Genomic DNA, 23,846 nt, shown 5'->3' with positions numbered 1-23,846 from the left:
TCATGAACGCCTCCCAGCGCGGTTTTACCTTGATCGAAGTTGTGGTGACGCTGGCCCTGATCGGCCTGCTGGCCGGCATGGCTGCGCCGCTGACCGAGACCCTGGTACGGCGTGGCAAGGAGCAGGAACTGCGCACCGCGCTGTATCAGATCCGCGATGGCATCGACGCCTACAAGCGTGCCTTCGATGCCGGCTACATCGAGAAATCGCTGAACAGCAGCGGCTACCCGCCGAACCTCAAGGTGCTGGTCGAAGGCGTGCGCGACGTGCGCAGCGCCAAGGGTGCCAAGTTCTACTTTCTGCGCCGGATACCCCGCGATCCGCTGGTGCCGGCCAAGCGTGACGACAACGGCGGTTGGGGCCTGCGGGCCTACGACAGTTCAGCCCAGAACCCGCGCGATGGTGAAGACGTGTTCGACGTCTACTCCCACGCCAAGGGCCGTGGCCTCAACGGCATCGCTTACCGCGAGTGGTGACTCTCATGCGCCGGGAAAAGGGTTTTACCTTGCTCGAACTGATGGTGGTGATGGCGATCATCGCGACCCTGATGACCATCGCTTTGCCGCGCTATTTCAACAGTCTCGAAGCCTCGAAAGAGACCACGTTGCACCAGAGTCTGTCGGCCATGCGCGAGGCGCTGGATCACTACTACGGCGACACCGGGCGTTATCCCGATTCCATCGAGCAACTGGTCGAACAGCGTTACCTGCGCAATGCGCCACTGGACCCGATCACCGAACGCAATGACCAGTGGGTGCTCGTTGCACCGCCGGAAGGTGTGGCGGGCGGCGTGGCCGATATCAAGAGCGGTGCTACCGGGAGGGCGCGTGATGGCAGCCAGTATTCCGAGTGGTAAGCGCGTGGAGCAGGGTGGGTTCACCTACCTGGGCGTGCTGTTCCTGATCGTGATCATGGGCATGGGCCTGACCAGTGCCGGCGAGCTGTGGTCGACGGTTTCGCGGCGCGATCGCGAGAAGCAACTGCTGTGGGTCGGTACTCAATACGCCCAGGCGCTGCGCAGCTACTACCGCAGTTCGCCAGGGCTGGCGCAGTACCCGAAAGATCTGGCCGACCTGCTGCAGGACGAACGTTTTCCTGAGCCACGGCATCACCTGCGCCAGCTCTACCCGGACCCGATCGGCGGCGGCGAATGGGCGCTGCAACGGGGCTTTGACGGGCGCATCACCGGGATCAACAGTCCGTCTACCGAGGTGCCGTTGAAACAGGCGGACTTCCCGTCGCAGTGGTCGGATTTTGAAGGCATGCAGCGTTATTCGGACTGGCAGTTCGTGGCTGAAAAAGCCTTCCTCGATGGCACCGGCCCTGGCAACGGGTCTCCGGTCAAAGGCCAGTCGGCCCTGCCGCAGGCATTGCAGCCATGAGCCGTCAGTGGTGGTGCGCGTTGATCCTCGCTGCTGTGGCGTGCGGCGCCAGCGCCGCCGAGGAAGACGAAATGATGGGCTTCATCGTTGACGACACGATCTCGCACATCGGCCACGACTTTTACTACTCGTTCAGCGAACGCCTGCGCGACACCAGCCCGATGGATTTCAACCTGGTGGTGCGCGAGCGCCCCGACGCGCGCTGGGGGAGCCTTGTGACCGTGGAATATCAGCAACGCCTGGTGTATCGGCGCTTCCTGCCGCCGAACACCGTAGAACTGAAGGACGAGGCCTACGAGGCCGCCGACTCGGTTCGACTGGAGGTCGTCCGGCGCAAGCTGGAAGCCTTGTTGCAGGACACCACCGACCTTGAGAAGGACGAACTATGAACACGACAACGTTCTCACGGCGCCGCGGATTCTGGATCTCGGGGTTGTTGATCGGGCTCGCCAGCGCCGCCGCCGTCCAGGCCACCGAACTGGTCTACACGCCGGTCAACCCGTCGTTCGGCGGCAACCCGCTCAACGGCACCTGGCTGCTCAACAACGCCCAGGCGCAAAACGATTACGACGATCCAGACCTCAAGAAACGTACGACGGTGGCCGGCACTTCGGCGCTCGAACGTTTCACCAGTCAATTGCAGTCACGGTTGCTGGGGCAACTGCTGGACAACATCTCCACCGGCAACACGGGGAGCCTGTCCACCGACGCTTTTATCGTCAACGTCGTCGATGACTCGGGGGCACTCACGATTGAAGTGACCGACCGAGCGAGCGGCGAGGTTTCTGAAATTCAGGTGAACGGCCTCAACCCATGACGGGCTGACGGTTCCGGGGAGTGATGGACATGAAAAAAATAATAGCGCTAGGGCTGATGTTGGCGGCATTACAAGGGTGTGGTCTGCGTGAGCCGATGTCGGCCGAGCAGGACACCGACACTCCGACCCTGACCCCCAGGGCCTCGACCTACTACGACTTGCTGAAAATGCCTCGACCCAAGGGTCGCTTGATGGCGGTGGTGTACGGCTTCCGTGACCAGACCGGACAGTACAAGCCGACCCCGGCCAGTTCGTTTTCCACCAGCGTCACCCAGGGTGCGGCGTCGATGTTGATGGATGCCTTGCAGGCCAGTGGCTGGTTTGTGGTGCTGGAACGCGAAGGGCTGCAGAACCTGCTGACCGAACGCAAGATCATTCGTGCGTCGCAGAAAAAGCCGAATACGCCGGTGAACATCCAGGCTGAACTGCCGCCGTTGCAGGCGGCGAACATGATGCTTGAGGGCGGGATCATCGCTTACGACACCAATGTGCGCAGCGGCGGGGAAGGGGCGCGGTATCTGGGGATTGATCTGTCCCGTGAGTACCGGGTGGATCAGGTGACTGTGAATTTGCGCGCGGTGGATGTGCGCAGCGGGCAGGTGTTGGCGAATGTGATGACCAGCAAGACGATTTATTCGGTGGCGCGCAGTGCCGGGGTGTTCAAGTTTATCGAGTTCAAGAAGTTGCTTGAGGCTGAGGCGGGGTATACGACCAATGAGCCGGCTCAGTTGTGTGTGTTGTCGGCGATCGAGGCGGCGGTGGGGCATTTGCTGGCGCAGGGGATTGAGCGGCGGTTGTGGCAGGTGGCGGGGGATAATTCTTCGCCTGCGGGGGATGAGACTTTGAATCGGTATTTGACTCAGAACAAGGTTGATCCTGAGTCGGAGTGAACGTGGCGGCCTTAGGGCCGACCAGGTTCTCTGGGTGGTTTGGGTGAATATCCGTTTTTTTGGGTGTTGCCGCTGGCGGTTTCGCTCTTACAGCGAGTCCCTTTTGGCAAACGCCCCAAAAGGAACCAAAAGGTCTGGGCCCCGGCGTTCGGCCCCTCGCTGAGGCTCGGGGTTCCTTCGCTCCGGGATTCATCCGGGGGCATCGCCTCCGGTTTGCTTCGCTGCACCTCCTCTCGATGTGTTCGACTTCGTCGAACGGTCGCTGCGCTCCCACCCCCGGATAAATCCCTCCACTCAGCCTGCCGAAGGGGCCGGCGCGTCAAGAGCTTTACTCGAGCTAACGCTCATCGTGTTGAGTGGTGAGAGGCGAAAAGCAGAAAGCAGAAAGCAGAAAGCAGAAAGCGGACTGCTTTTGCTTTGATCGTTCCCACGCTCCGCGTGGGAATGCAGCCCGGGACGCTCCGCATCCCATTCTCGAATGTTTAAAAGTTGTGTCTGTTTTAACGATCCTTCCCACAAGGTTTTCAGGTTGTCCGTCGGAAGAGCGGGCTCTAGCCTGTTTCGGTCGCTGCCAATTCAGCGATCGGGTCTGGAAACCCGGATGTGCGAGAAAGCGAAATCGCTTTTCATAACGTATGCTTGCGCACCTTCATTGTGTGCACGCCGTTATGGCGGCTGTGCGCGGGAGACATTTATGTCTGCCGGGTCGCGTTCTCCCCGGATTTCCAGCCCGCGTACTGCTGCCACCCATTCTTCCTGGAAGTCGATTGGGCCGGCTGCAACCATCAATGAGGACGAAATGACCATGTTCAAACCAACACCCAACCCACCCGAAAACCCAGCCAACCTCGAAACCGACCCAACCTCCCCATACACCTCCATCAACTCAAAAAAACTCCACGAAGCCGCCGAACGCGCCCTCGATCATTACCTCTGCCCCGGCGCCCACATCATGGGCTGCGTCAACGAACCCGCCCCGATGTACCTCGCCAACCCGGTCTACAACACCGAATCCCTGCTCGCTAACGCCTGCGAATCCCTCGGCTCCGCCAGCGAAATGCTCAACAACTTCGCCGCCACCCTCGACCCCGCCCACCGCAAGACCGCGCTGGGTATCGCGCAGATCCTCATGTTGAGTGAGCTGGCCGTAAATCAGGCCTTGGATCATGTCGAGCTGAAGGACTGATCAAGCAACATCCCCAATAAAAAACGCGACCCAAGAACAGGGCCGCGTTTTTCATTTTCAAATTGGAGTCACCATGGATCCCCTGATCTCCCCAATCGTTTCAGACTTCGAAAGCGAAGAGCAGGCCGCCAGCTATGACCGTTGGTTGCGTGCCAAAGTACAGGCTTCAATCGATGACCCACGACCCAGCATTCCGAATGCGCAGGTGATGGCTGAAATGTCGGCCCTGATGGAGGACAAACGAAGAAAGCATGAGGCGGGGTGAGTGCTTTGCGTTGGCAATGTGAAAAGTAGAAAAGCGCAATGCCGATTGCGGCTACTCTACTGCTTCCTGACGACTAACTATTTTTGAGGAGCGCATGGACCTTTCACCACCACTGGAAATCGACAGCGCTACCTATGCAGAATTCTTGGGCCTGTGGGAAATGGGTTCCTTTGATAATCAGCGATTGGGACAAGCCTTCTACAACCATTTCCGTCTCCATCGGTTAACCGATCAGGCTTTGTTGCATGGGCTTTACGAGGCAGACGGCAAGAAGGCTCGAGCCGCTATAAGTCGCATATTTAATCTCAATTAGCATCAGCCCTTTTGCGCATTGATTCCATTAAGGCATGTATCTCGGCCATCACCTGGTCATGCGGGATGTTCGGACGCGGATCATCGAGAGAGGCCTGTACTTCGGCCCTAAACCAACGATCATAACTAGCAGACTGTTCCTCAGGATCAAGATCCGAAACAACCGGGCACAGTGGGTCGATCATGGAACCTCCGGGTATCGCTGTCGTCGCTGTCTGGATGAATTGCATGTGGGCCAAGCTCCGTGGGGATCAATGTGTCCCGGCAAATCCTAGAGCCTGCACTTCCGACGGCCAACCGCCAGAATTCGTCAGAAAACTCCCCGATTTTCTGAAAACGTTCCGTTTTCCGTAGGACGCCACTCAAGCGTCAGCGCAAAAAAACCGCGACCCCAAGAGATCGCGGTTTTCCAACACCCAACCCTTACTGTTGCAAAACCGTCGCCTGGTTAGCCGACCCAAACTGCTGAATATTCGCCGTCTGCGTCATCCCGCTCTGGTCCACGTTGGCAATGTTCCCGGCCCCGCCCTGGGTCACGTACGCCACGTTCATGGTGTCAGCCTGTTTCACCGTGATCATGTTGTCGCTGCCATACAGCTGCGCGGTGTACGCCTGGTTGCCGGTGCCCGACTGGTCGAATTCGGTGCTGTTGCCCGTGCCGTTCGAGCTGCCTTGGGCCAGGTTGGTGGTGCCGCGTTGATCGGAGATCAGGATGTTGTCGCTGCCGTTCTGATCGAAGTACAGCTCGTTGTAGGAATCAGCCTGGCTGACTGTGGTTTTGTTGCCGGTGCCAGTCTGGTGGGTCGTCATGATGTGGCCGACGCCGTCCTGGGTGAAGCTGGCGATGTTGCCGTTACCCGCCTGATTGATCGTTGCACGCTGGTTGCTGCCGAACTGGCCGCCGTGTTGCGGGCCTTTCCAGTTGCTGGCGTAGACTTTGTTGTCGTTGCCCACGGACGTGGCGTTGAGTGTGTGACCATCGCCGCTCTGGTAGGTGTAGTGCACGTTGCCGTTGCCGACTTGATAGAGCGACAGCGTCGAGTTGACCGACTCGAACTGGTCGGCGTAGATGGCGTTGGTGTTGCCGACCTGGGTGACGCCGGCGGTGTTGTTTTCGCCGAAGCTCTGGTCGACCACGGTTTCGTTGCTGTCGCCGTATTGGTTGACGGTGGCCTGGCTGGCCAGTTGTGAGTCTTGCCAGATTTCGCTGCCGTTGAGGTTGCCGAACTGGTTGATGGTGATGTTGCCGCCGGTGCCGTTGCGTTGGTCGGCGTAGCCGTAGTTGTTTTCGCCGGCCTGGTTGATGCCGATCTGCCCACCGTTGTGGGTGACCTGTTCGGCGGTGCCGTAGTTGGCGGTGCCGTATTGGGTGATCACCGAGCTGTTGCCGCTGCCTTCATAGAGTTGTTCGATGTTGGCTTCGTTGCTGTCACCGAACTGGAAGGTCTTGCCTTCACTGCCGTTCTGCGAGTCCTGGTAGACGAACGAAAAGTTGCCGGTGCCTTGCTGCTGTTGCAGGGCGGTGTTGGGTGAGCCGAAGCCCAGCGACTGGCTGGCATGGGTGGTGTTGAAGGCGCCGACCTGTTGTTGGGTGATGGTGCCATTGTCTTCGTAAAGTTGTTCGGCATAGGCGGCGTTGTAGTCGCCGACCGCGTCCTGGGTGATGACGCTGCTGGCGGTGTCTTGCACGGCGGCGGCGTCGTTGCCTTGGCCGAGTTGGGTCTGGGTGGCGCTGCTGAACGGGGCCTGGGTCTGCTTCACATTGGCGATGTTGGCAGTACCGACCTGGCTCTGGGTGGACAGGCTGTCGTCGGCCATGGCCTGGGCACTGATCATGACCAGGATGGCGGCGGTGAGGGGCGTCAGTTTGAACATGATGAACTCTCCGATGATTGCAGTGCTTAGCGATATTGCTTGACCGAAACGCTCATGCCGTTGCCCGACTGGGTCACGGCGCTTTGCAGCCCCGTGCCGGCCTGCTCGATGCTGGCGTCGTTGTTGTTGCCGTTTTGCGAAATCTGCGCGCGGTTGTGGCTGCCGTTTTGTGTGATGGACGCGGCGTTGCCGGAACCGTTTTGCGTGATCAACGCCATCAGGTCGCTGCCTTGCTGAAGGATGTACGCCTCTTGATTGCTGCCCGACTGCACGATCTTTCCAAGCAGCGACTGACCGTTCTGCGAGAGCAGCGCGAGGTTGGCCTGGCCGTTCTGGTCGATCAGGGCTTGCTGGCCCACCGGGGGCGGCAGTTCACCGAGGTCGGCGGAGGGCGCCAGGTCGTCGTTTTCCATCAGGTCGTCGGCGCGCACGCCCGCACTGCCACACAGGGCGAGCAGGCAAAGCAGGGCGGCGGTCGGCGTGTTCATGGCGTTGTCCTGTGGTGTGTCGTGTTGCGCAAACCTGAAATCGTGGCTGAGACCGGCCCCACCCACTCCGCGCCTAGCGGTGTGGGGCGGGTGGGGCGTGGGCTCAGAGGGTGGTCACCGAGATGGTGCGTACGGTGCCCTGGGACGAACGGATGGTGGCGGTCGGGTTGGCCGATGGCACCACCGTCGTGTTGTTCAACGTCAGCCGCCAGCGTCCGGTAACCGGTACCGTCGTCGTGCCCAGGATGACCAGCCCGGTCGGGGTGGTGACCTGCACGGTGATGGTGTTGCCGGTGGTCACCGACGAGGTGCCGGCGAAGTCCCAGTTGAAGCGGTTGCCGGAACGGGCCTGCACGGTCGAGGTGGTGATCGTGAAGGTTTCCGCCGCTGGCCGTGGCGACACTTGCACAGTGACCGTGGCCGGCGTCGACTGGGCGCCGAAGCTGTCCCGGGCGATGTAGGTGAAGGTCGTGGTGAAAGCGGTGGTCACGGTGGCCGGTGGGGTGTAGGTGATCACCGTGCCGTCAGTGCTGACGGTGCCGCGTCCTGCCGGCGGTTGGGTCAGGCTGGCGACGCCCAGCGGCGTGTTGCCTTCCGGATCGGTGTCGTTGGCCAGGACGTTGATCGGGATCGCCACGCCCAATGTGGCGACACTGTCGGCGACGGCGGTCGGTGGCCGGTTCGGCGCGACGCTGATGGTCACCGTGGCCGGGTTCACCGAGGCCAGGCCTTTGCTGTCCTGGGCCTTGTAGGTAAAGGTCGTGGTCAGCGGTGCGTTGACCACGGCTGGCGGGGTGTAGACCACCGAGGTGGTGCCGTTCAGGGCAACGGTGCCCTGGCCGGCCGCCGGTTGGGTCAGTGCGGTGATGGTCAGCGGTACGTTGCCGTCCGGGTCGTTGTCGTTGGTCAGCACGTTGAGGGTGATCGGCACGCCGAAGCTGGTGCTGCCGGTGTCGGCGACGGACAGCGGCGCCTGGTTTTCACCGGTGTCCGGCGCGTTGCCGACGACTACGACCGGTTCGGTGTCGCTGCCGCCAGCGGCGGATTTGACCGTGACGGTGGCCGGCGGCTGGGTCAGGTCGGCGACGGTGATTTTTTGCAGGGTGCCGGTTTTCGACAGGCGTCCGTAACCTTGGGCAACCATGTCCGGCACGGCGACTTCATCAGTCGATGTGGCTTCGATCAGCAGGCTGTGGTTGGCCCAGCTGTAGCGGGCGGTCTGGATTTTCACCACGTCGGTGAGCTTGGCCGATACCGAAGTCGGGCGCGTTGTCCCGGCCGGGTTGGTTGCAGTCACGACGATCACCGATGGCAGGGTCCCGTTGCCCAGACGCTGGCCGAAGAACAGACCGTTGTTGTCACCCAACAGACTGGTCTGGCACGGCGTTTTCGGTGGACCGGGCAGCAGCGCCAGGGTTTCGCGGAAACACAGGGTCGAGCTGCTGTCAGCCTTGGCGAACACTTCGGTACGCACACCGGCCGACGTCCGGCGATAGGTGGCGCGATCGAGGGCGACGTGGGTCTGTTGACGGTTGTCGAGGACCTTGCCGGCGACGGTGAACAGGGTGGTCTGAATCGAGCCGGCGCCCGAGGGACCGTCGATCCGCACGAAGTTGGTGTTGAACGGGCTGCCGGTCACTGCTTCGGTGAGGTTCGGGTCACCGACGAAGGTTTCGATGCTGCCGGTGTCCGGATTCACTTCGGTGTACGGGCCGTTGATGCTGCGCAGGAACGGTCCGATGGCGCCGTTGAGCGCACCGCTGAAGTTGCCCGGAGCGCCGATGCCGACGTCCTTGGTGATGTTGATCGCCCGCCGGCCTGGCGTGGTGACGGTGACCGTTTCCACACCGTACGGGTGGGTGATGGTGTAAGTGCCGGCAACAGGTACGTTCACCCGGATGCGGATCCGCGCGAAGCTTTGCTGATCACCGTCCACCGGGTTTCCCGAGGCGAACGCTGCTTCGATCCCGGCGACATAGGCGTCCATACCAAAACCGGCGCCATTGTTGGGGATATTGGTTTCCGCCAGGAACCAGAACGCTTCCGGCGGCCAGTTGTCGGGGAACACCATCGGCAGCGTGTCGTCGAAAATCCCTGGTTCCGGCAGCAGGGTGCACATGTAGGCGGGTGGGGTGGCGGCCGGCACTCGCGAACTGGCGGCGCGGGACTGGCAGAGTTCCATCGACAGCAGGTTGTTGTCCTGGTACCACATCGGGAATTTCCCGGTGGCGAAGGTGTAGGGGCCGGGATCGACGGCGGCCAGTTGCGCGAACGCACTGCCGGTCAGCGAGATTGTCAGCCCGAGCGCGTTGAGCGCGAAGCGTGGCCACTTGTTCATGATGCCTCCTGATGCGGATCTGGGCATGTGAGCGTTCATTGCACGATGACCACTTCTTCGGTATCGCTGCCGCCGTTGGACGACGTCACTCGCACCTTGGCTGGTGGAATCGGGGTGATCCCGGTGGTCAGGGTTTTCACTGCGCCGTCACCGCCCAGCGCACCGATGGCGGCGCCGCTGCCGGAGGTGGCGGTGAGCACTGGCGGCGAGGTTTCGTCACTGGTCGAGGCCACCAGCGTCAGTTGCCCGGAGCTCAGGCTGTACTCGGCGCGCTGGATCACCACCAGGTCGGTCAGGGTCATGGGCAGGGTGGTCGGCGAGCTGGTCGCGATGGCCAGGTGGTTGTCGGCGGTCACTTGCAGCGTGGTCGGCAAGGTCGGGTTGACCTGCGATTGCGCGTACCAACTGCCGGTGCTGTCGGCCTCTTTGAGGTTGAGCACCGGCGTGCTGCTGGTGACCGCGACGGTGGCCGGAGCAGGCGGGGCTTTGACGAATACGTCTTGTTGGGCGACCGGGGCGCTGTCGCCGGGTTTGCGCGAGTAGGTGCTGCGTTCGGTGATCAGCGGTGTTGGCCGAACCACCGTCGACAACTTGCCGGAGACGGCAAACACCGTGGTGCGCAGATCGATGCCGCCGGGGCCTTCGATGCGGATGAAGTTGGTGTTGAACGGGCTGCCGGTCACCGCTTCTTCGAGGTTCGGGTCGCCGATGAATTGTTCGGCACCGCCCGCCGGATTGGTCTCGGTGTACGGCCCGTTGACGCTGCGCAGGAACGGCCCGACGTCACCCTTGAGCGCGCCGTCGTAGGTTTTCGGACTGCCGATGCCGATGTCGCGGGTCATGTTGATCGCGCGGCGACCGGGGGTGTCGACGGTGAACACTTCGACGCCGTACGGGTGAGTGATCACGTAGGTCCCGGCGGTGGGTACATCGACCCGGATGCGGATGCGGGCGAAGCTGATCTGGTCGCCTTCCACCGGATCACCGCCACTGAACGCCGCTTCGACGGCCGAGCCGTAGGACAGGTTGATGCCCCGGGCCGCATCGACAACGGTGCCGTCGGCGGTGAACCAGAACGCTTCGTCGGGAAAGTTGCTCGGGAAGACGATCGGCTGGGCGTCGTCGAACACACCGGGTGTCGGAATCAGCGAGCACATGTACGAAGGGGCGCCGGGCGTGCTTGGCACGCGCGAGCTGAGCGCTTTGGACAGGCACAGATCCAGCGTACGACCGTGGGTGTCCTGATACCAACTGGCAAATCCGCCGGTCGCCGGGGCATAGGGTCCGGGATCGACGGCGAACAGAGCGGCCTGGGCAATGCCCTGGGCCAAGGCGCTCACGACCAGGACGGTCGCGGTTTTGGACAGTAAAGGGTGCATGAGTTAATCCCTCTATCGAAGTGCCTGCCCCTTGGGGGTGGGTCAGTTGCAGAGGGGCTTTACAACTTCCATACCAACGGCCGGGCAACGGGCGGCAAAGGCCCGTGGCGCAAGGGTTGGCAAGTGAGGGTGGGGATTTTTTGCAGCGCAGGCATCGGGCGACAGTCCCCAGGATTGGGGATTGTGGGGCTCCATCGGCAGAGCGGATTTGCAGATCGATGATCGTGGGGCCGTTCACCCCCTGCATCCGGGCAATCACCCAACGGTGGGCTATAACCCTATAGGGACGTATCGGGAAGTCGCCGCCATGAACATGCAGTCAAAATCGCTACCGGTCGAGGAGAGCAGCCTGCGGCTGGGCTCGCGCAAGCAGCCGTTCAATCTGCTGCGCTGGTTTTCATTGATCAGCATGGCGGTGATCGGCACGGTGGCCGTGGCGCTCGGGACGGTGTCTACGCGATTCGTGATCGAGGAAAGCGTACAGCGCGATGCCTTGCTGACCGCGCAGTTCATTCAGGCCATCGCGTCGGCGGAAGTGCGTCACGTCTCGATCCCCAATATCCGCACCATGGGCGAGTTGCTCGACCCGCGCCAGGACAACGATTTTCCCGACGTAGACCCAGCGGCCCGGGCCAATGCCCGAGGCGAGTTTCTCGATCACATTGCCCACTTGCCGGACGTGATTCTCGCCAACATTTATGCGCCGGATCGTCTGGTGATCTGGTCGACCAACCCGGCACTGACCGGTACGCGGATTCACGCCGATGAAGACCTCGACCGGGCGTTCAATGAAAAGATTCCGGTCTCGGCCAGTTACCACGATGTCGACAAGGGCCGTGAAGAGCAGAAGTTCGTGGTGCCGCCGGAATACATCTTCATCGAGAACTACATTCCTTTGTTCGACGCCGATGGCAAGAACGTCACGGCGATGGTCGAGATCTACAAGGAGCCCAAGGACCTGATCGCCCGCATGGAGCGCGGTCTGGCCCTGATCTGGCTGGCCACGGCGCTGGGCGGCGGGCTGATTTATCTGGGGCTGTACTGGATCGTGCGTCGGGCGGCGATCCTGTTGGCGGTCCAACAAAAGCAACTGATCGCCAACGAAACCTTCGTTGCGCTGGGTGAGATGTCCTCGGCGGTGGCGCACAGTTTGCGCAACCCGCTGGCGACCATCCGCTCCAGCGCCGAACTGGCCCTGGAATTCGATGCGGGGCCGGCGCAGAAGAACATCAAGGACATCATTGGCCAGGTCGATCGCATGTCGAAGTGGGTGCGCGAACTGTTGCAGTCACTGCGACCGCTCAACGACGAACCGGAACCGGTGAACCTGGTGGCGGCGCTGCACGAGAGTCTGGTCGCGTTCGAGCAGCAGATCGCCAAAAACGCGGTAAACGTGGTGTTTCATCCGCAACAAACGCCGATGGTGCTGAGCCAACCGGTGCAACTCACGCAAATCCTCAACAGCCTGTTGGCCAACGCACTGGAGGCGATGGACAAGGGCGGCACGCTGACCATTACGCTTGAGCCAACGGACAGCCGAGGTGTCAGCGTCATGCTCAGTGACACCGGCAAAGGCATGAACGAGGAACAGCGCAGCATGGCGTTCCGGCCGTTTTTCACCACCAAGCAGGGCGGGCTCGGCGTAGGGCTGGTGCTGGTCAAACGGATCATGGAACGCTTCGGCGGCGGTGTGACCCTGGACAGCCGCGAAGGCGAGGGCACCACCGTTCGTCTGGCGTTTCAGCTCATCCAGTAAATTGGGGTGAACTTCCCCCCAGGAGCGGGTGTCAGGCCCCGGTCACCGGGGAGTGGGGAATGCAACAGCGTCTGTAACGGCTTGTTTCAACGGGGATTAATACTTTGGCGAGGTAATTGCAAAACACCATCACCCCTTCCTTAGATGAGGCGGCTGGTGATGGACAGAGCAACGCGTTACCCCAACAAGTTATTCCTGCTGACGCCGTTAAGCGTCTTTCTGGCATTGACCCTTGGCACCATGACCGGGGTTCGAGCGAGCCCGATCGATGACGAGAACCAGCCGGAAGCTTCCGACCCGTCGGCCTACTACGACGAGCCGGCCGATGAACCGGCGGCACTCAACGCCATCCTGACCATGCCCGAGGCCAACGAAGACTCCTTCGATCTGCCTGACGGGGTGAAAGGCACGCGCAACACCACGCGTTCGGAAAACATCCTGCCGCCCACCGTGCAGACCAGTTTCAATTACCCCACGAATGGCAAGCCGAGCCCGTTGTACGGCGCCCAGCCGTTCACTCAGCAAATCGTATTGTTCGAAGAATTCGGCCCGGAAAAACTCGACCCGACCACCCCGGCCGCGCCGTTGGGCTTTCCGCCCGCTGCCATCGGCTCGGCGCCGGCCCAGGACCCGAACAGCGTCGCCCGCAGTGCGCCACCCGGCACCGCGCTGGATGCGTTTTTGCGTCAACCGGGGCTGACACCGTTCCCGAGCCAGTTCTCCAACGTGGTCGACCGTAACCCGTGGCAGTCGCAAATCGAGTTGTTCCTCAACCGTCACATCGGCTCGTCCGCCGAAGGCCGGCCACCGGGAAAAGGCTGGGCTCACCAGCGCTGGAACGAGTTCTACCCGCAAGTCGCCTACAAGACCGTGCAGACCGGCGCGCGTCTGAACGGTGGCCTGCGTGACAGTCGGCAGATGCACGGTTATGCCGTCGGCGAGTTCGGCCCCGGCGGGCTGTACCACAACGTCGCGGGTGTGCCGGCGACTGATGGCACAGCCAAAGGCGTCGATGCGCGTTTCCACCCGGCGATGCCAGTGCAGAACCACAACTCGGTGTGGACCTTCGACGGTACGCTGCCGCCGAAACTGCTGATGGTGCGCTACGGCCAACCGGTGATGATGCGCCACTACAACGGCTTGCCGATCGATCCGTCGGCCAACCGCGGTTTCGGCCTGCACACCATCACCACCCACGAGCACAACGGCCACGCACCGGCGGAAAGCGACGGCTATGCCAATGCATTTTTCTTCCCTGGCCAGTATTACGACTATCGCTGGCCGATCCAGCTCGCCGGTTACGACAGCATCAACACCAAGGCTGAAGACCCGCGTGCGGCGTTCCCGTGTGCACCGGGGGAAACCCTGTGGGTCAACGACCTTGCACCTGCGAAGAAGACCTGCGACCACGGCACCATCAAGATCCGTGGCGACTGGCGCGAAACCATGAGCACCCATTGGTTCCACGACCACATGCTCGATTTCACCGCGCAGAACGTCTACAAGGGCAACGCGGCGATGATGAACTACTACAGCGCCCTGGATCGCGGCAATGAATCGGTGAACGACGGGGTCAACCTGCGTTTCCCAAGCGGCAGCGCCTTGCCGTGGGGCAACCGCGACTACGACGTCAACCTGGTGTTCGCCGACAAGGCCTGGGATCAGGAAGGCCAGTTGTGGTTCAACCCGTTCAACACCGATGGCTTCATTGGCGATCAGGTGCTGGTCAACTGGCAGTGGAAACCGACCCTCGACGTGCGTGCCCGCAGTTATCGGTTCCGCATCCTCAACGGTTCGGTCTCGCGCTACTTCAAACTCGCGCTGGTACGGGAAATCAGAGGCACCAGCGGTGAATTCCAGGGGCCGAAGAACTCCGGCGTTTCCTACAGCCGCGTGCCGTTCCACATGATCGCCAACGACGGCAACATCATGGAGCACAGCGTGCCGTTCGACGGCTCGATGGATCTGGATGCCGATGGCGACAAACAGAACCACAACGCGATCCTGCCGACCCAGGGCATCGCCGAACGGTTCGACATCATCGTCAACTTCTCGAAAAACGGCATCAAACCGGGCGACAAGCTGTTCTTCGTCAACCTCCAGGCCCAGGACGACGGCAAAGGCCCGAAAGAGACGATCTCGCTGTCCGATGTGCTCTCCGAGAAGTACCTGGCGGTGATCAAGCAGACCAGCAAAGGCCCGCAATGGGACAGGGGTGATCCGGCAGTGGGCAAGGTCTTGCAGCTCAACGTCAAGCCTTTCACCGGTCAGGACCTGGCCATGGACCCGGCAGCCTACGAACCGGCCAAACCGGGCAAGGCTGAAGGCATGGTGATGATCCCGCTGAAGATCCACCGCGACAACGCCGCCGACAAGGCGCTGCTGGCCAACGCCCGTCACCGGACCTTCACCTTCGGCCGCAGCGACGGCACCGATGAAGCACCGTGGACAGTCAAGACCGATGGCGGCTTCGGCTTCCACATGGACCCACGCCGGTTGAACGCCTCGACCAGATTGGCCAGCGGCCCGACCGATGCCGGCACCGCCGGATTCGGCACCCTGGAAGTGTGGAACATCAAGCTTGGCGGCAAGGGTTGGAGCCATCCGGTGCACGTGCACTTCGAGGAAGGGATCATCCTCAGCCGTGGCGGCAAGGCCCCGCCTGAGTGGGAAAAATGGGCGCGCAAGGACGTCTATCGCATCGGCTCGGAAGCCGACGGGCTGGACAGCGTGGAAATGGCGATCAACTTCCGCGAGTTTGCCGGGACCTACATGGAGCACTGTCACAACACCCAGCATGAGGACAATTCGATGCTGCTGCGTTGGGACCTTGAGAAGCCAGGCCAACTGCAGTTGATGCCGACACCGTTGCCGAGCTGGGATGGCGTGCGCTACGTCAACTCCGCCGCGCTGCCAACCTTCCGTACTGGCGATGGCTTCGGCCCGCAAGTGACCGTGAAGAAATGAAAAGGGAGGGAGCCGACATGACCCAGCCAACGCCGCGCTCCCGCGCCCTCGGCATGCACTTGATCCTGGTGCTGGTCACCTGCCTGTTCGGCAGTCAGGTGCTCATCGCCCATCAAGCGCTGCCCGAAGGCGCCAGCGAATCCGCCACCCCGTGGGGTGGCGACTATTTCCCCAACACCCTGCTGACCGATCAGGACGGCAAGCAGGTGCGCTTTTTCGATGACCTGATCAAAGACAAAGTGGTGGTGATCAACTTCATCTTCACTTCATGCAGCGACTCCTGCCCACTGGAAACCGCACGCCTGCGCCAGGTGCAGAAACTGCTGGGGGACCGGGTCGGCCAGGACATCTTTTTCTACTCGATCAGCATTGACCCTTTAAGCGACACCCCCGAAGTGCTCAAAGCCTATTCGCAACGGTTCAAGGTCGGCCCCGGCTGGAAATTCCTCACCGGCGAATTCGAAGACGTCACCGACCTGCGCAAGAAGCTCGGGTTGTTCATCGAAGGCGTCGACAACGGCCGCACCAAGGATCACAACCTGAGCCTGATCGTCGGCAACCAGAGCACCGGGCGCTGGATGAAGGCGTCGCCGTTCGAGAACCCGTGGATCCTTGCCGATCAACTGGCCAACACCCTGCAGAACTGGAAGCAGCCAAGCATCGAGGAAAGCTACGCCAATGCGCCGGACATTCGTCCGCCAAGCAACGGCGAAGAACTGTTCCGCACCCGGTGCGCCTCCTGCCACAGCCTCGGCCCGCAGGACGGCGAAGGCATCGGCATGCGCAACATCGGCCCGGACCTGATCGGCGTGACCCGTCAGCGTGACCCGGCCTGGCTCAACCGCTGGATCCGCGAACCGGATCGGGTACTGGCGGAAAAGGACCCGATCGCACTGCAACTGTTCGAACAATACGAGCGGATTCCGATGCCCAATCTGCGCCTGGACGAGCTGTCGGCGCAGTCGATCATCGACTTTCTGCGCGATGAAACCGAGCGTCAGCACCCCACCACGCAGCCCTTGGCTGACGGGGCGTTGACGCCAATAAGCCCGGCCGCCAGCAGCGAAACGGTGAGTCGCATGCGCTAGCGGCTAAATAGCATCATTGAGTCCTGTATCACGGTCATTGCCACCTACACTCAGTCGTGAGGTGGCTGTAACCGGTTCGATACACAACGACAGGGCACCCCCATGCAACGACTGGAAGAACAAAAAACACCTGCGCCGAATGTCGCGGCAGCAGCCATCAAGAGTTGGGGCGGACAGTTCAACCTGTTGCGCTGGTTCTCGCTGGCCAGTTTTTTCATCATCGCCGCCGTGGCGCTGGGGCTGGGCTATATCTCCACGCGTTTTGTGGTCACCGAGAGCGTGGAACGCGATGCGTTGCTGACGGCGCAATTCGTCCAGGCCATCGGCGATGCGGAAATGCGCCACGCCGGCATCACACCCCTGCGCACCATGGGCGAAATGCTTGACCCGCGTCAGGACGAAAACTTCCCTGACGTCGATCCGGTGGCCCATGGCGCGGCCCGGTCCGAATTTCTCGATCATGTCGAACACTTGCCGGACATCCTGCTGGCGACGGTCTACGCCCTGGATCGCTCGGTGATCTGGTCGACCAACCCGGAGCTGATCGGCGTGAAATTCGAGGACGATGACGAGCTGGACGAATCCTTCGAAATGAAAGTGCCGGTGTCCTCCAGCTATCACAAGATCGACGACGAGAAACCCGAGCAGAAGCTGTCCCGCGAACCCAAATACCTGTTCATCGAGAACTACATCCCGATGTTCAACGCCGACAAAAGCAAAGTCATCGCCATGGTCGAGATCTACAAGGAACCGGCGGATCTGGTGGACCGCATCGATCGTGGTTTTGCTTCGATCTGGGCGGCGACGATCTTCGGTGGCGCGGCGATTTATCTGGGGCTGTTCTGGATCGTGCGCCGTGCCTCGACCTTGCTGCAGAGCCAGCAACAGCAACTGATCAGCAACGAAACCTTTGTCGCGTTGGGCGAGATGTCCTCGGCGGTGGCTCACAGCTTGCGCAACCCGTTGGCGACCATCCGTTCCAGCGCCGAACTGGCCCAGGAAGTGGCCAGCCAGAGCGCCCAGCGCAATATCGGCGACATCATCAGTCAGGTCGACCGCATGTCGCGCTGGGTGCGCGAGCTGCTGGTGTCGCTGCGGCCGATGAACGATGACGGTGAAGCGGTGGACCTGCTGGCGGCGGTCGAAGACACCCTGGGCGCGTTTGATGCGCTGATTCGGCGTAGCGGGGTCGACGTGCGGTTCAACCCGCAGGACTGCCCGCCGGTCGTCAGCCAAAGGGTGCTGCTGACGCAGATTCTCAATAGCCTGTTTGCCAACGCCCTGGAAGCGATGCCCAAGGGCGGCGTGCTGAGTGTCGACATTGAGACACCCCATGCCGGCCAGGTGTGCATGACCCTGGGCGACACCGGCAAAGGCATGAGCGCGCAGCAGCAACAGCTGGTGTTCAAACCGTTTTTCACCACCAAGCAGGGCGGCCTCGGGGTTGGCCTGGCACTGGTCAAAAGAATCATGGAGCGTTTTCAGGGCTCGGTCGTGCTGACCAGCCGCGAGCAGGAAGGAACCCGCGTCAGTCTCAACTTTAAAGTGGCATCGGGAGGGGAATATGGAACACAGCATTCTGCTGGTCGAGGATGACGAACTGTTGGCCGACAATATTCAGACCTACCTGGAGCGCAAAGACTTCGAGGTGACGGTTTGCCATTCGGCTGAAGACGCGCTGGGGCAACTGGAAAGCTTCATGCCGGACATCGTGCTGACCGACAACTCGCTGCCGGGCATGAGCGGTCACGACCTGATCCAGAAGCTGCGCATCAGCGCGCCGGATCTGAAAGTGATCATGATGACCGGTTACGGCAATGTCGAAGATGCGGTGGTCGCGATGAAGGAGGGCGCCTTTCATTACGTCACCAAACCGGTCGCGTTGCCGGAGCTCAAGTTGCTGCTGGACAAGGCTCTGGCCACCGAGCGGATGGAGCGCACGCTGTCGTTCTATCAGGAGCGCGAGGCGCAGAAATCCGGGGTGCAGGCGCTGATCGGTGAATCGGCGCCGATGCAGCATTTGAAAAACACCATCGGCCAGTTGCTCGAAGCCGAACGCCGCATGACCAACGGCGATCTGCCGCCGGTGCTGGTGGAAGGCGAGACGGGGACCGGCAAGGAACTGGTGGCGCGTGCGCTGCATTTCGACGGCGCGCGCAGCAAAGGCCCGTTCATTGAATTCAACTGCGCGTCGATCCCCGCCAACCTGGTGGAATCGGAGCTGTTCGGTCACGAGAAGGGCGCGTTCACCGATGCCAAGGATCGTCGCGTCGGGCTGGTGGAAGCGGCCGACGGCGGCACGCTGTTTCTCGACGAAATCGGCGAGATGGATCTGGTGCTGCAGGCCAAACTGCTGAAGTTGCTGGAAGATCGCACCATCCGCCGGGTCGGCTCGGTGAAGGAGCGCAAGGTCAACCTGCGGGTGATCAGCGCCACCAACTGCAACCTTGAACAGATGGTGCAGCAGGGCAAGTTCCGCCGTGACCTGTTCTTCCGCCTGCGGATCATCTCGATCAAGGTGCCGCGCCTGTATGCCCGGGGCGACGACGCGTTGCTGTTGGCCCGACATTTTCTTGCCAGCCACGGCAAGCGCTACGGCAAACCGAATCTGCACTTCAGCCAGCAGGCCGAAGAGCTGCTGCTCAATTACACCTGGCCGGGCAACGTGCGCGAACTGCGCAACATGCTCGAACAGACCGTGCTGCTGGCGCCGAACGACATCATCGCCGCGCACCAGTTGAACGTGTGCATGAGCCTGGTCGACGAGCCGCCGCTGCATCAGCATCACGAGGTGCCGCATTTCGAACCGCGCCCGGCGAGCAATACCGAGTCGATGAACCTGCCGGAGGTCGAGCGCGACATGGTGCGCAAGATGCTCGACAAGACCGACTGGAACGTCACCAAGTCCGCCCGCTTGTTGGGCCTGAGCCGCGACATGCTGCGTTACCGCATCGAAAAGCTCGGCCTGGCGCGCCCGGACAAGCGTCAGTGGTAGACCGCGTTACTCCGTGGATTCGGCGGGCTCAGGCACTCCAGCAGGCACGTCGGGTCCAGCACCTCGTCATTGACGTAGATGCCGCGCTCGGCATCGTACGTGCGGATAAACACCCGCACCGTCGCATCGGCCACGGTCGGCAGTTGTGAATCGTGGAAGTCGTGGCGATCGGGGATCACCACGAAATCCTGCGGCGTGGTGTCATCGAACGGCCGTGGCGGCTGGGCATTCAGCGACGGCGGCGCCGGGTGGGCGAAGGGCTGGTTCGGCCCGTAGTAGTTGAAGTTGCTGTCGAGGGCTTGCGCCTGTGTGGCGGCGAGCAGACAGGCGGATAGCAGCAGCCGGTTGAACGTTTGCATGGCGGCACCTGTGGAAGCGGTTTTCCCCAAGGCTATTAACTATAGCCGCCCGTTGGCTTACAAGTTCGCAACAACCTGGATCGGCAGGCTCAACTAGACTCGGGCCGCTCAATCAAGAGCATCGTCCGGAGTGCGCCATGGAAGTGCCAAACAACAAGAACGCCATCGAAAGCAATCGTCAGGCGTGGAACGATTCAGCCCGTCATCACCAGGATTCACCTGACTGGCAGGCTTTGCTGACCGAGGTCGCCCAGGCCGATTTCTCCTGCCTCGACGACACCCTGCGCGGGTTGCTAGAGCAGGTTGGGGTCGATGGCAAAGACGTCGTGCAACTGGGTTGCAACAATGGTCGCGAGAGCCTCTCGCTGTTCGCGCTGGGTGCGCGAAGTGTCGTCGGGGTCGATCAGTCGGCGGCGTTTCTCGAACAGGCCCGGGAGCTCAACAGCCGCTCGCCGCACAAGGCCGAATTCGTCGAAACCGATATTCATCACCTGCCCGAATCACTGCGCGGTCGCTTCGACGTGGCGCTGATCACCATCGGCGTCCTCAACTGGATGCCCGACATCGGCGAGTTTTTCCGCCACGTCGCCTCGACCCTCAAACCGGGCGGGCAACTGGTGATCTACGAAACCCACCCGTTCCTGGAAATGGTCGATCCCGACGCCGAGGATCCGTTTCGCCTCGCGACCTCGTACTTTCGCAGCGAGCCGTTCGTGCAAGAGGAACCGATTGTCTACGTCGGCAAGGTCGAACAACAGGCCGCGCCGTCGTACTGGTTCGTGCACAACCTCGGCGCCATCTTCACCGCCGCCCTCGAAGCGGGGCTGAACATCGCGCACTTCAAGGAATACCCGCACTCGAACCGGGAAGAGGCGTATGACCAGTACCTGAACCGCGAGGCGCAGATGCCGATGTGTTTTACGTGGGTGGGGGTGAAAAACTGAAGTCCGAATTGAGCGTCATGAAGGCGGCCGAATGGCCGCCTTCGTCATTTCAAGCCTGCGCAGCCGCCGTCACCACCGGCCTTCCCGGTTTGCGCAGCGGTTCCAGCCGTGAACCTTCGTACCGCGTCTCACGGAAGAACCGCCACTTTCCAAACAACCCATAGACGTGGGTGACGCGGCCCTGTTCGTGATAGCCCATGCGGATGTGCAGCTTCAGCGCCGGGATGTTGTGGGTTTCGCAGACGTCCACCACCTTGTGGCAACCCTGGGCGGCCATGGCTTGCCAGAGGGTGACTTGCACGTCCACCGACAGGCTGCTGCCGAAGTAGGCGCGGGTCATTTCGCCGCCGAACTCGAAGAACTCGCCGGGTTTGACCGGGAATTCGCAGCCGTAGTAATGGCGGTCGTGGTAGTTGCGGGTGCTGCCCCAGATGAAGCCCACTGCGTGGTCGTCTGCGTCGAGGTACATGTGCCCGGTGTGACCTTCGGCCGCGAGTTCGGCCATGGTCTGCACGCGGTCACCGAAGTGTTTGGCGAAGGCACCGGTGTTGTGCGGCGTGATGTCGACTTTGCGCAGGCCTTCGTAAGGGCGCAGCTTGTGCGGTGGCACCGGGCTGATCAGGTCGCGCTCCATCCACAGCAGTTCCCAATGGAAGAACACGTAGCGTTTCCACAAGGTGCCGAAGGTGCGGCCCAGGCCTTTTTGCTTGATGCGTTCGCGCAGCTTTTCAATGACGCTCATATGCCCTCCGTGGCCGCAGCCCGGGTGTTTTTGGATGTCGCTCTGGTGGGTATAGATCAAGCCTGCAAGTTCATTTCGAAGTGCCATCTTCGAAAGTATTGCAAGTTGTGTAACTCAATCGAGTGCCGCGGCACCGCGCAGAAAATCCTTGTTCAGGTCGGCATAGGAGACCCGTGGAACGCCCGCCAGCCGCTGCTCTAACACGCGGCTCAGGGACTCTCCAGGTTGCAGATACGCATCACCGAAATCAGCCCCGAGCTGATTCGGATGCGCGACGATTTCCAGCACACCGTCGGTCGGCGCGGGCTCGTTGCGCAGGTCGATCGGGGTGCAGACGTAGTCCGCCGTCGCACCGGCCAGCCCTTGCAAACGACGGTTGAGCAAGCCTTTGAATATGCGTTTGGGCAGGCTGAGGTTTTGCCCCAGGTTACGTGCCAGTCGCACCGGTACGCCCTGGTGGGCGGCGAAGCGCGCGACGATCTCGCCGATCGGCCAGATGTTGTGCACGTGCTGATGGGAATCGATGTGGCTCGGGCGCACGCCATGATCGACACAACGTTGCCACTGCGCCTGCAATTCCTCCTGCACCGCCTCGCGATCCGCTCGACCGAGCCACAGGCTGTACCGCGTCAGGTTGAGGTCGAACACACCCTGGCTGTCGCAGAAGGTGGGACGGGCGATAATCGCCTGGCTCAGTGGCCGGCCATACGTCAGGTTGAAATGCAGGCCGATCCGCCCCTCCAGCAAGTGATGGCGGGCCATCGCGCAGGCGGCTTCGAACGCCGGCATGTTGGCCATGGCCGTGGCGGAACTGATGACCCCGGCCTGGAAGGCGCTGAAGATCACCGCGTTTTCGTTCGGGGTCAGGCCGAAATCGTCAGCGTTGACTATGACTTGGCGAGGCATGTTCGCCCTCCGTGGTGATGGCGGCGGGTTTGCCGACGGGTTGGGCGATCGCCGTTTGCCGACGTGCTCGCCACTGCTGCAGTTTCGGTTTGAGCCGCTGCCAGACACGCAGCCCAAGCCCCAGCAACAGACCGCTCGGGCGCCAGGAGTAGAAGCTCCAGCGCCAGTGTTCCAGTTGCCCGGTCATGCGTTCGTGCAGTTGGTGACTGGAGTTTTCCAGGCTGACCCGCGAGGCATCGATCCAGCGCCAGTGGTCCTCCAGCCCCCAGCGAATCCATTCCTCCAGCAATACCCGACCGCTACCCAGATCGGCGTACTGCGGCAGGAAGGCGAGGTTGTAATCGTAGAGCCGGCCCTGTTCGAGCAAACCGAGTCGGTAGCTGATGCAGCGCCCGTCCAGCTCCAGCGTGACCACGCGCACCAGGCCTTGGGCGGCGAGGGCGGTGAAGGCGCTTTCGATGCAGCGGCGGCTGCGTTCGCTGGCGAAGATGCCGACGCCTTCGTCGCCTTTCCAACTGACGGCTTCGACTTCGCTGATGGCTTGCAACAGCGGGCCCATGGTCAGGGCATCGGGAATGATTCGCCGCACGACAGCACCGCACGCAGCAATCCGTTTGCGCGCGCGGCGCAGTTTGTAGCGCGGATCACCGGAGACTTCCTGAAGATCGGCGTCGCTGATCAGGTGCACCGGCACCCGACAGCTCAAGCGCCGCTCGCCAGTCGAACTGCGTGCCATCCATTCGGTGAGGACGCTTTCTTCACCCGCCGGCTCAGACAGTTCGTTGAGCTGCAGCAACGCGTGGGGGATGCGCTGGCGAATGAGCAACAACGCCTGACGCAGGCTGTCGGCCTCAAGCACGGACAGCAGCGCCAGGCGATCCGCCAGCGGATAACCGAGGTGATGCACCACGCCAAACGGTATCCCGGCAAAGCGTTCACGACTCGCCACCAACGGCAGGCACAGGCGCAATTCGTCCGCCTCCCAGCCCAGCAGAATGTGCAGATGCTCACTCGCGTCGAGTGTCTGCTCTGCCGCGATCAACCAGCCGAGGCTGTTGAACGGCGTGTGATCCGTCACCCGCAGGCGCAGCGCTTCATAGGCTGCTGCCGGGAAGTCAGGCGCGCACAACGAAGTGCGCCATTCGAATCGCGCCATA

General features: G+C 61.7%; 24 protein-coding genes. 15 read left to right on the top strand and 9 right to left on the bottom strand.

What is annotated here, in order from left to right:
* The first annotated feature begins 2 nt into the window (after nt 1–2).
* The 9 genes from AC1RMX_RS19665 to AC1RMX_RS19625 all read left to right on the top strand — a co-directional run bounded on the left by AC1RMX_RS19665 (nt 3) and on the right by AC1RMX_RS19625 (nt 4,853).
* Nucleotides 3–476, top strand: a complete 474-nt coding sequence (locus tag AC1RMX_RS19665; RefSeq protein ID WP_085733232.1) for a type II secretion system protein — start codon at nt 3–5, stop codon at nt 474–476.
* A 5-nt stretch (nt 477–481) separates the two neighbouring features.
* Nucleotides 482–856 (top strand): type II secretion system protein, encoded by a 375-nt coding sequence (locus tag AC1RMX_RS19660; protein ID WP_096821322.1) that lies wholly within the window; start codon nt 482–484, stop codon nt 854–856.
* A complete protein-coding gene (locus tag AC1RMX_RS19655) occupies nt 831–1,382 on the top strand; it encodes a type II secretion system protein (protein ID WP_493072784.1) in 552 nt (183 codons plus the stop codon). The genes AC1RMX_RS19660 and AC1RMX_RS19655 overlap by 26 nt, the downstream gene beginning before the upstream one ends.
* On the top strand, nt 1,379–1,771 hold the full coding sequence (gene csgE / locus AC1RMX_RS19650) for a curli production assembly/transport protein CsgE (RefSeq protein WP_493072783.1): 393 nt from the start codon (nt 1,379–1,381) through the stop codon (nt 1,769–1,771). The genes AC1RMX_RS19655 and csgE overlap by 4 nt, the downstream gene beginning before the upstream one ends.
* Nucleotides 1,768–2,199, top strand: a complete 432-nt coding sequence (locus AC1RMX_RS19645) for a curli assembly protein CsgF (protein WP_102622383.1) — start codon at nt 1,768–1,770, stop codon at nt 2,197–2,199. The genes csgE and AC1RMX_RS19645 overlap by 4 nt, the downstream gene beginning before the upstream one ends.
* 29 nt (nt 2,200–2,228) lie before the next feature.
* On the top strand, nt 2,229–3,089 hold the full coding sequence (locus tag AC1RMX_RS19640) for a CsgG/HfaB family protein (protein WP_096821326.1): 861 nt from the start codon (nt 2,229–2,231) through the stop codon (nt 3,087–3,089).
* An 805-nt stretch (nt 3,090–3,894) separates the two neighbouring features.
* On the top strand, nt 3,895–4,275 hold the full coding sequence (locus AC1RMX_RS19635) for a DUF6124 family protein (protein ID WP_493072782.1): 381 nt from the start codon (nt 3,895–3,897) through the stop codon (nt 4,273–4,275).
* A 73-nt stretch (nt 4,276–4,348) separates the two neighbouring features.
* On the top strand, nt 4,349–4,540 hold the full coding sequence (gene relB / locus AC1RMX_RS19630; protein WP_096821327.1) for a type II toxin-antitoxin system RelB family antitoxin: 192 nt from the start codon (nt 4,349–4,351) through the stop codon (nt 4,538–4,540).
* A 94-nt stretch (nt 4,541–4,634) separates the two neighbouring features.
* On the top strand, nt 4,635–4,853 hold the full coding sequence (locus tag AC1RMX_RS19625) for a hypothetical protein (RefSeq protein ID WP_096821328.1): 219 nt from the start codon (nt 4,635–4,637) through the stop codon (nt 4,851–4,853).
* On the opposite strand, the gene relB (AC1RMX_RS19620) is transcribed toward AC1RMX_RS19625, so the two are convergent.
* The 5 genes from relB (AC1RMX_RS19620) to AC1RMX_RS19600 form a co-directional block, all read right to left on the bottom strand.
* Complete coding sequence (gene relB / locus AC1RMX_RS19620; RefSeq protein ID WP_096821372.1) at nt 4,846–5,037, bottom strand: type II toxin-antitoxin system RelB family antitoxin; 192 nt, start codon at nt 5,035–5,037, stop codon at nt 4,846–4,848. The two genes, AC1RMX_RS19625 and relB (AC1RMX_RS19620), sit on opposite strands and share 8 nt — an antisense overlap.
* Nucleotides 5,038–5,275: 238 nt before the next feature.
* A complete protein-coding gene (locus tag AC1RMX_RS19615) occupies nt 5,276–6,727 on the bottom strand; it encodes a curlin (protein WP_493072781.1) in 1,452 nt (483 codons plus the stop codon).
* A 26-nt stretch (nt 6,728–6,753) separates the two neighbouring features.
* Nucleotides 6,754–7,215, bottom strand: a complete 462-nt coding sequence (locus AC1RMX_RS19610; RefSeq protein WP_096821330.1) for a curlin — start codon at nt 7,213–7,215, stop codon at nt 6,754–6,756.
* A 103-nt stretch (nt 7,216–7,318) separates the two neighbouring features.
* The gene (locus AC1RMX_RS19605; RefSeq protein WP_493072780.1) at nt 7,319–9,553 is read right to left on the bottom strand and encodes an Ig-like domain-containing protein; all 2,235 of its coding nucleotides are present in this window, start codon (nt 9,551–9,553) and stop codon (nt 7,319–7,321) included.
* Between the two features lie 35 nt (nt 9,554–9,588).
* A complete protein-coding gene (locus tag AC1RMX_RS19600) occupies nt 9,589–10,932 on the bottom strand; it encodes a hypothetical protein (protein WP_096821332.1) in 1,344 nt (447 codons plus the stop codon).
* A 307-nt stretch (nt 10,933–11,239) separates the two neighbouring features.
* Between AC1RMX_RS19600 and AC1RMX_RS19595 the strand changes: the two genes are divergently transcribed.
* The 5 genes from AC1RMX_RS19595 to AC1RMX_RS19575 all read left to right on the top strand — a co-directional run bounded on the left by AC1RMX_RS19595 (nt 11,240) and on the right by AC1RMX_RS19575 (nt 19,738).
* Nucleotides 11,240–12,688 carry a sensor histidine kinase gene (locus AC1RMX_RS19595; RefSeq protein WP_493072779.1) on the top strand — a complete coding sequence of 483 codons (1,449 nt, stop codon included), beginning with the start codon at nt 11,240–11,242 and terminating at the stop codon, nt 12,686–12,688.
* A gap of 159 nt (nt 12,689–12,847) precedes the next feature.
* The gene (locus AC1RMX_RS19590) at nt 12,848–15,655 is read left to right on the top strand and encodes a multicopper oxidase domain-containing protein (RefSeq protein WP_493072778.1); all 2,808 of its coding nucleotides are present in this window, start codon (nt 12,848–12,850) and stop codon (nt 15,653–15,655) included.
* Between the two features lie 17 nt (nt 15,656–15,672).
* Nucleotides 15,673–16,743, top strand: a complete 1,071-nt coding sequence (locus AC1RMX_RS19585) for an SCO family protein (protein ID WP_493072777.1) — start codon at nt 15,673–15,675, stop codon at nt 16,741–16,743.
* 102 nt (nt 16,744–16,845) lie between these two features.
* Nucleotides 16,846–18,339 carry a sensor histidine kinase gene (locus tag AC1RMX_RS19580; protein WP_493072776.1) on the top strand — a complete coding sequence of 498 codons (1,494 nt, stop codon included), beginning with the start codon at nt 16,846–16,848 and terminating at the stop codon, nt 18,337–18,339.
* On the top strand, nt 18,308–19,738 hold the full coding sequence (locus AC1RMX_RS19575) for a sigma-54-dependent transcriptional regulator (RefSeq protein ID WP_096821337.1): 1,431 nt from the start codon (nt 18,308–18,310) through the stop codon (nt 19,736–19,738). The genes AC1RMX_RS19580 and AC1RMX_RS19575 overlap by 32 nt, the downstream gene beginning before the upstream one ends.
* Here AC1RMX_RS19575 and AC1RMX_RS19570 read toward each other — a convergent pair.
* Nucleotides 19,729–20,097: a hypothetical protein gene (locus AC1RMX_RS19570; RefSeq protein ID WP_096821338.1), complete on the bottom strand. Its 369-nt coding sequence runs from the start codon at nt 20,095–20,097 to the stop codon at nt 19,729–19,731. The two genes, AC1RMX_RS19575 and AC1RMX_RS19570, sit on opposite strands and share 10 nt — an antisense overlap.
* Before the next feature lie 137 nt (nt 20,098–20,234).
* Here AC1RMX_RS19570 and AC1RMX_RS19565 point away from each other — a divergent pair, with 137 nt between their 5' ends.
* Nucleotides 20,235–21,041 carry a class I SAM-dependent methyltransferase gene (locus AC1RMX_RS19565; RefSeq protein ID WP_493072775.1) on the top strand — a complete coding sequence of 269 codons (807 nt, stop codon included), beginning with the start codon at nt 20,235–20,237 and terminating at the stop codon, nt 21,039–21,041.
* A 49-nt stretch (nt 21,042–21,090) separates the two neighbouring features.
* On the opposite strand, the gene AC1RMX_RS19560 is transcribed toward AC1RMX_RS19565, so the two are convergent.
* The 3 genes from AC1RMX_RS19560 to AC1RMX_RS19550 form a co-directional block, all read right to left on the bottom strand.
* Nucleotides 21,091–21,783, bottom strand: coding sequence for a GNAT family N-acetyltransferase (locus AC1RMX_RS19560; RefSeq protein WP_192560360.1), 693 nt, complete (start codon nt 21,781–21,783; stop codon nt 21,091–21,093).
* A 114-nt stretch (nt 21,784–21,897) separates the two neighbouring features.
* Nucleotides 21,898–22,689, bottom strand: coding sequence for a ChbG/HpnK family deacetylase (locus AC1RMX_RS19555; protein ID WP_493072774.1), 792 nt, complete (start codon nt 22,687–22,689; stop codon nt 21,898–21,900).
* Complete coding sequence (locus tag AC1RMX_RS19550) at nt 22,661–23,845, bottom strand: GNAT family N-acetyltransferase (RefSeq protein WP_493072773.1); 1,185 nt, start codon at nt 23,843–23,845, stop codon at nt 22,661–22,663. The genes AC1RMX_RS19555 and AC1RMX_RS19550 overlap by 29 nt, the downstream gene beginning before the upstream one ends.
* Between the last annotated feature and the right edge of the window lies 1 nt (nt 23,846).

It is taken from the genome of Pseudomonas sp. GW822-FHT03F04 (genome assembly GCF_058801405.1).
Note: the sequence above shows the minus strand (reverse complement) of the source record. Positions and strands in the feature narration are given on the sequence as shown.